Source organism: Photobacterium japonica, from assembly GCF_050337005.1.
Lineage (GTDB): Bacteria > Pseudomonadota > Gammaproteobacteria > Enterobacterales > Vibrionaceae > Photobacterium > Photobacterium japonica.
The window spans coordinates 41,251-48,128 of record NZ_JAKJSN010000047.1; the positions used below are offsets into that span (position 1 = coordinate 41,251).

General features: G+C 45.1%; 6 protein-coding genes. 5 read left to right on the forward strand and 1 reads right to left on the reverse strand.

The window, feature by feature from the left end; translation table 11 throughout:
* The first annotated feature begins 28 nt into the window (after positions 1-28).
* From L4C36_RS17525 to L4C36_RS17545, 5 genes are all read left to right on the forward strand, one after another.
* Positions 29-1,093: an HlyD family secretion protein gene (locus tag L4C36_RS17525; RefSeq protein ID WP_428479093.1), complete on the forward strand. Its 1,065-nt coding sequence runs from the start codon at positions 29-31 to the stop codon at positions 1,091-1,093.
* Position 1,094: 1 nt separating this feature from the next.
* Positions 1,095-2,636, forward strand: coding sequence for a DHA2 family efflux MFS transporter permease subunit (locus L4C36_RS17530; RefSeq protein ID WP_428479094.1), 1,542 nt, complete (start codon positions 1,095-1,097; stop codon positions 2,634-2,636).
* A 537-nt stretch (positions 2,637-3,173) separates the two neighbouring features.
* Positions 3,174-4,109, forward strand: coding sequence for a patatin-like phospholipase family protein (locus L4C36_RS17535; protein ID WP_428479095.1), 936 nt, complete (start codon positions 3,174-3,176; stop codon positions 4,107-4,109).
* Positions 4,103-5,458: a hypothetical protein gene (locus tag L4C36_RS17540; RefSeq protein ID WP_428479096.1), complete on the forward strand. Its 1,356-nt coding sequence runs from the start codon at positions 4,103-4,105 to the stop codon at positions 5,456-5,458. Before L4C36_RS17535 ends, L4C36_RS17540 begins: the two co-directional genes overlap by 7 nt.
* 81 nt (positions 5,459-5,539) lie before the next feature.
* Positions 5,540-6,529 (forward strand): alpha-amylase family glycosyl hydrolase, encoded by a 990-nt coding sequence (locus L4C36_RS17545; RefSeq protein ID WP_428479097.1) that lies wholly within the window; start codon positions 5,540-5,542, stop codon positions 6,527-6,529.
* Positions 6,530-6,733: 204 nt separating this feature from the next.
* Here L4C36_RS17545 and L4C36_RS17550 read toward each other — a convergent pair.
* The coding region (locus L4C36_RS17550) for a transposase domain-containing protein (protein WP_428479099.1) at positions 6,734-6,878 on the reverse strand (145 nt) is incomplete at its 5' end.

Here is a 6,878-nt window from a genome sequence, read left to right on the forward strand (position 1 = left end):
AGGCGATTCATCAAGTTGGTTTTCTATAATGAGTGAAAAAGCCGCACCGTCCCATTTTGTTCGTAATCTTTTCATGACTGTCATTGCCGCCGCGGTTCTTGCCACTGCGGGCTACGTCTATGTTGAGCATCAAAAAAACTACCCAAGCACCGATGATGCGTATGTCCACGCGAACATCATCTACATTGCGCCCCAAGTCAGCGGCAAAGTGCTCAGTGTGAATGTGTCCAATTATCAGGACGTGAACCAAGGGGACTTGCTGTACCAAATCGATCCCGCGCCTTTTCAGGCACAGTTAGATGAAGCGCGTGCCGCGTACGAAATGGCGATTCAAAGTAATGCCGCCAGCGATGATGCGATTCTTGCGGCCAGTGCGAATGTGAACAGCGCCGTTGCCTTACTGGCGGATGCGCAATCGACCTATCACCGCATTAATGCGCTGGTGAATAAGCAGTTATTGCCTGCCCAGCAACGCGATGATGCCAAAGCCAAATTGTCGAGCGCGGAAGAAAATGTCATCGCCGCGCGTGCCAATATGTCACAGCTGATCAAAGCGCAGGGCGCACAAGGCACCGCGGCACCGGAAGTGAAAAAAGCTGCGGCTGCGTTAAGTCAAGCGACCTTATCGCTGTCTTATACCAACATCTTTGCGCCAGTGAGTGGTCACTTAGGTCGCCTGAGTGCGCATGCCGGCAGCATCGTTTCCCCTGGCCAAGCCTTGGTTCCGCTCATTGCAGACCATACCTTCTGGGTGCAAGCGAACTACAAAGAAACCCAACTTGAACGCATTACCACAGGCATGCCTGCGACCATTGCGTTGGATCTGTATCCTGATGTGCAATACCACGGCATGGTGAAATCTATATCACCGGCGAGTGGGTCGTCTTTCTCACTCTTGCCACCTGAGAACGCGACGGGTAACTGGGTGAAAGTGCCACAACGTTTCCCGCTATTGATTCAACTGACCGATGAAACGGCGCATCCTGATTTTCCTCTGCGTGTTGGCGCGAGTGCGACGGTGACCATCGACACCGAGAGTGAGGCAGGTACGGTAACGAGCCAAAGTCCACAATCTAGCCAACAAGAGCTGTAATATGGCGGAGTTAGCGAAAGTGGACGCGTCCGACGAGGATGACGCCAACGTATTGAGTGAGGGCGCGCGCAAGTTAATCACGCTTGCGGTGATGCTGTCTGCCATCATGGTACTGCTCGATATGACCATCGCCAACGTTGCGCTACCGCACATGATGGGGGCGCTCGGGGTGACGTCAGATCAAGTCACGTGGGTGTTAACGTCGTATTCCATGGCCGAGGCGATATGCATTCCGCTGGCGAGTTTTTTGGCGCTGAAATTTGGCATTCGTCGCCTGTTGTTGATCTCTGTTAGCGGCTTTGTCATTACGTCTGCGTTGTGTGGCCAAGCCGATGGCATTGCGGAAATGGTGACGTTTCGGATCATGCAAGGGGCGTTTGGTGCGTCGGTGATCCCGCTGTCGCAGTCGATCATGGTGCAGATCTATCCGGCCAGTCAGCGCGGTAAGGCGATGGCACTGTTTAGTGTCGGCGTGTTGCTGGGCCCGATCTTGGGGCCAACGCTCGGTGGTATCATCACGGAAAATATGGATTGGCGTTGGATCTTCTACGTCAATATGCCAATAGGTGCGATCTGTCTGGCGCTGCTGTATTACTTCGTCAAATTGGATGGACGCGGAAAGAGCAAGCTCGATTGGCCGTTGGTGATCGCCATGAGTATCGGGATTGGCTTGCTGCAAATGGTGCTGGACAGGGGTAACGAGGAATCGTGGTTTCAATCCAATGAGATCTTGTTAGCGGCCATCATCAGTGGCATTGCGATCCTGTTCTTTGTGGGGCGGTCGATCAAAACCAAAGGCGATATCGCGCCGGTCTGGCTGCTGCGCGATCGCAACTTAGCGATGTCGAGTATCGTGATGGCGGGGTTCTCGATGGGGATGTTTGGCATCACTCAGCTACAACCCATGATGCTGGAACAGTTGCTCAATTATCCGGTTGAACTTACGGGGTTCATGATGGCACCGCGCGGGTTTACCTCGGCCATTGTGCTACTCGCGTTAGCCCGTTACATGGACCGAATCGATGCACGTTTGTTGATCGTGATTGGTTTGTCGTTGAACGCCATCGGCACCTATTTGATGATGCAATACTCGCTCGACATCAATACCTATTGGGTGTTGATGCCAAGTATCATTCAAGGGGCGGGGATGGGGTTGGTGTTTGCACCGTTAAGCCAGTTGGCTTACGCCACATTAGCGCCGAAAGATACCATCGGCGGGGCGGTGATCTTCAATTTGTGCCGCACCATTGGGGGCTCGTTCGGTATTTCGATTGTGAATACCTACTTCTCTCGCACGCAACAACGCGAGTGGCATGAACTGGGCGGGGCAATTTCACCGACCAATCCGGTGTTGCAGCAAGCGGCGCATGCTCAAGGTACAAACATCACGGATCCGTCATTTTTAGCGCCGATCCAAAACTTACTGCATCAGCAATCGACCTTGACGGCCTTTGTGTATACCTTCGGCTTCTTGTTCTTCTCGTATTTGTGTTTAATACCGCTCCTGGCGTTGTTTAAACCCAAGCCAAAATTGAGTGCTTAAATCGAGTACGTAAGTCGAACGTCTAAACCTAGCATCAAAACTTAGCACAAAAAAACAAGCACCAAAACCGGCATTGAATCAAACCGTGGGGGCATCATGCCCCTGCGTTGTCTTTCTTATTCTTAATCGAGACACCCATGTTTCTTTAGCCCTCCTTTTTATCAAGACACCCACACTTTTGTACTTTCTTGCCCTGTGTTCTAGGCTTCATTTTACATCGGCGTTACTCATGAGTGTCACAATAATGAGCTATCGCCAACGAAAGATGAAAAATAGACTAATTTCATGTCCGGAAATGGTTGACCACAAAAGATACAATATAAATTCGGCTCGTATTTAAGCGCGACTATTATCTTATTGCCATCTAATATGGATCTTAATGGGTTATTGTTATTGATATTGCTATCATAAAGTTTTGGTATAAATTACGTGCTACAGGTTTCTTTGGAATAATTTGTTTATTTTCTTTTTTTGCGACTGCTTAGTAAGTATTATTCTCATAGTATATTAGTGATTGGTTTTATATTTTGAGGTAGTATGCATAAAATAGGGTTAGTACTTTCTGGTGGTGGTGGCAAAGGCGCTTATGAAGTTGGTGTTTGGCGTGCTATGGAGCAACTAGGATTAGCTAAAGATGTAATGGCTGTATCGGGTACATCAGTTGGAGCCTTGAATGCAGCATTGTTTGCGCAAGGTGATTTGGTTAAGGCCGAAGAAGCGTGGTTAAGCATGCGCTCTTCAGATGTATTAAGTATCGACTTAAAGCATATATTAGCGGCGTTAGTTAAAGGTGGCGTTGTAATATCACCTACCATTATGACAGTGATCAAGTCGCTTGCTATGAATGGTTTCTTCTCTCGAAAGGGTTTATTGCGAATTATCCAAGATTATCTTGATGAAACTACGGTTAAACAACGTGGTATGCCTTGTTATGTGTGTGCCACACAACTTCCAACTTTCAAAGCGACCTACTTTTCCCTTCAAGATCATACTCAAAAAACGATAGAAGACATTCTACTTGCATCCTCAGCAATTCCTTTTGTTTTCCCTAAGCAAGTTGTCGAAGGCAAACATTATTGGGATGGTTTCCTTCGAGATAATACGCCCATAAAACCTTTAGTTGATGACGGCTGCAACATCATAATAGCTGTGATGTTGAGTCGCTCAGACTTGCTGCCTATAGATAAATATCCGAATTGTAAAATCATTCCTATTTATCCACAGGATCATCCGGGTGCAGCTCTAAGTTTTACTCAAAGCGCTGAAAAGATGCAACGAGGTTATGATGATGCTATGGCGGTGCTTTCGCCAGTATTTGAGTTGCTTGAAACCAATTATCAGTACAGTGTCGAATTATTAAAATATAAACAACAGCATATAGATTTTGAGTCAAGAATTCGTGAGATTGAATTTGAAAAACAAAGACTTCAAGATTCTAAGAATAATTTATTAAAGGAAATGTCAAAATGGTAATGCCCGCAGTTATCGCACCGAAAAAACATGGTGTCGTTAATGAGAAACAAGAAATAGATACCTTTATAGATGATTTGATTGCAAAACACAGCGCTAATGCTGAAATGATGAACTTAATGGCATTGGAAGCAACCTCTTTAGCTACCTCAGTATCATCTCGCAGTAAAGAGTTGGAGAACCAAGGTGTATTATCGCGATTATGGGGCAGTGTAACAGGAAAAAATCAAAAGATATCAGCTAGAAACACTCATGATTTGGCTCAAAGTCAATATCTGGGGCAACAAATGCTGAATAAATTATCTGAGAACAATCTCATGACTTACCAGATGGTTGTGGCATTAGGAGATAAAGTTAATCGAGTTGTGAAGGATGTCGGTAATGTTCATCGTGAAATAGCGGAGTTGAATCGAAATTTGGTCGATTTCTTTTCTAAGATACGTTTTTCTTTAGAAGAAAAGTTTTCTAATTTTGAGCGTAATGATAATTTGTTGTTTTGGAAAGAAACAATAGAGTTTGAAATAGTATATAAAGGAAAAACTTACGAACAATTAGAACGTCATGAAAAAGTTATTTGTCTGGCGAATGAATTCTATCGACATTCAAAACAAGGATGGAGTAGTCGGGATGTCTCTTTTCTAAAATCGATTATAAAATCAATAGGTCATAACCCAGATGAAACTATGTCTCTTAAAGAAGTTTATAGTTATTGTTTGAGTGAGAATAAATTAATATCACAGCTTTTTAAAGGTATTGATGATGCACCAGAGATTGAAAATAATCCCATGATGCCTACCTTGATGGCTTTTAATAAGATTGAAAATCTAAAAGGTGATGATAGATATATTGTTGAAACAATTGTTAGATATTCATCGGAATCTAAAAGAAATGAGATAATGCTAGATTTAACCTGCGAGTATGTTAAGCAAAATGCGGGGCGGAATCTAGAAGCAAAAATGTCTGTCTTTGACGTCACGATGAATATTATTGAAGATTTATATATGTATGARTCCAATAAAGTCATTAAAGATAAATCTACGGTAAATGATCATGGTTTATCAATGGTGGGTATGGATACGAAGGGTGATAAATTAGGAACAGTTAAAGGACGCGATATTTTAAGAATGGTAGTTCTAGTGCCTGACCAAGAAAAAGGATTCTTCCATTTAGACCAAGATATAATTGAAGAATTAAAATCTAGAGGGGGGATTATAAAGGATAGAAATCGTACTAAACAAGGTCTAACTATCACTGTTGAAATCTCAGCATCAGGTGCATCCGACTTTGATGTTGTATTAAGGAACTTAACGGGTGGAAGAGGAAAGATCTTAACTCAAAGTTTCATAATATAATCAAGACACCCACACTTTTGTACTTTCTTGCCCTGTGTTCTAGGCTTCATTTTACATGGATGAATCAGGGAGATGGCAGCCATGCCAAGGGCAAGGAAAACACAAGTCAGCTTAACTGACACGCCGTACTATCACTGCGTATCGCGATGTGTCAGACGCACCTTTCTGTGCGGCAAAGATCCGCTTACGGGGCAATGTTATGAACACCGCCGAGGCTGGATTGAACGCCGATTATTGTTTCTTGCTAAGGTGTTTGCGATTGATGTTTGTGCCTATGCGGTGATGAGTAATCACACCCATGTGGTGTTGCATGTGGATGAAGACAAAACGAAAGGTTGGTCGCAGGAAGCGGTGATCACCCGCTGGCATCAGGTGTGCAAAGGCAATTATTTATCAAACACGTGGCTTGATGAAAACCAACGCAGTCATATGGATAAGGCACAATTAAAGGCGGTAGCGCGTATTGCCGAAGAGTGGCGAAAAAGGCTGCATGATATCAGTTGGTTCATGCGTTTGCTCAATGAGCCGATTGCCCGTAAGGCCAATGAGGAAGACGGTTGCACTGGTCGCTTTTGGGAAGGGCGATTTAAATCTCAAGCCTTACTTGATGAAGCGGCATTAGCGGCTTGCATGGCGTATGTGGATCTCAATCCTGTGCGGGCGGGTATCGCGACAACGCCGGAAACCTCGGCCTATACCAGTATCAAAAAGCGGGCAAAAGCCGCGAAGTCCAGCTATCAGCCAACCTCGTTATTGCCATTTGTCGGGAATCCGCGCGCGAATATGCCCAAGGGCTTACCTTTTGTGTTTACAGACTATTTATTGTTGGTCGATGAAACGGGTCGTGCAATGCGTCACGGTAAGTGGGGACGCATCTCAGACAATGCGCGAAACATTGTTGCCCGCCTGGGATTATCGGAAGAAAACTGGCTGGAATTAACGAGTCAGTTAGAGCGAAACTTTTCCGGGGCGATTGGTAAAGAGCATTTGCTACGCGAGTACCATCAGCATATTGGTCAGCAGCGCACACATGGCGTCAGTGTTAGCCGGCGGCTGTTACACGCTGCCTGAGTAAGCTCATTATTCTTTGCTATTTTGACTGGCCAATCGGCTAGGTTTTGTTGTGTCTGCAATTCACAGAATTAGGGAAATAACGGCATTTAGCTGAACAATAATGGCGAAATTTAGCATTTTGCTGAGGAGTTGGTGTCGTTGTGGGGCAGATTTTTCAATTTGAGCGGTTTATTTGTAAGCGCGCAGTTAAGCAGTGAGGCCTTATTCGGCCTCACCTAACTCAACATTCCATGGCAGTAAATTGGTGAGATCAGTGCCCGATGCCCTCTGCGGTAACTCACGGAACAGGTGTAAGAAGTAATAATATGGGTTGATGTCATTGGCTCGGCACGTCATTACAATACTG

Bases quoted from the DNA above. Each gene is read 5' to 3' on its own strand.
- L4C36_RS17525 (WP_428479093.1), top strand. From the start codon at position 29: ATGAGTGAAAAAGCCGCACCGTCCCATTTTGTTCGTAATCTTTTCATG.
- L4C36_RS17530 (WP_428479094.1), top strand. From the start codon at position 1,095: ATGGCGGAGTTAGCGAAAGTGGACGCGTCCGACGAGGATGACGCCAAC.
- L4C36_RS17535 (WP_428479095.1), top strand. From the start codon at position 3,174: ATGCATAAAATAGGGTTAGTACTTTCTGGTGGTGGTGGCAAAGGCGCT.
- L4C36_RS17545 (WP_428479097.1), top strand. From the start codon at position 5,540: ATGCCAAGGGCAAGGAAAACACAAGTCAGCTTAACTGACACGCCGTAC.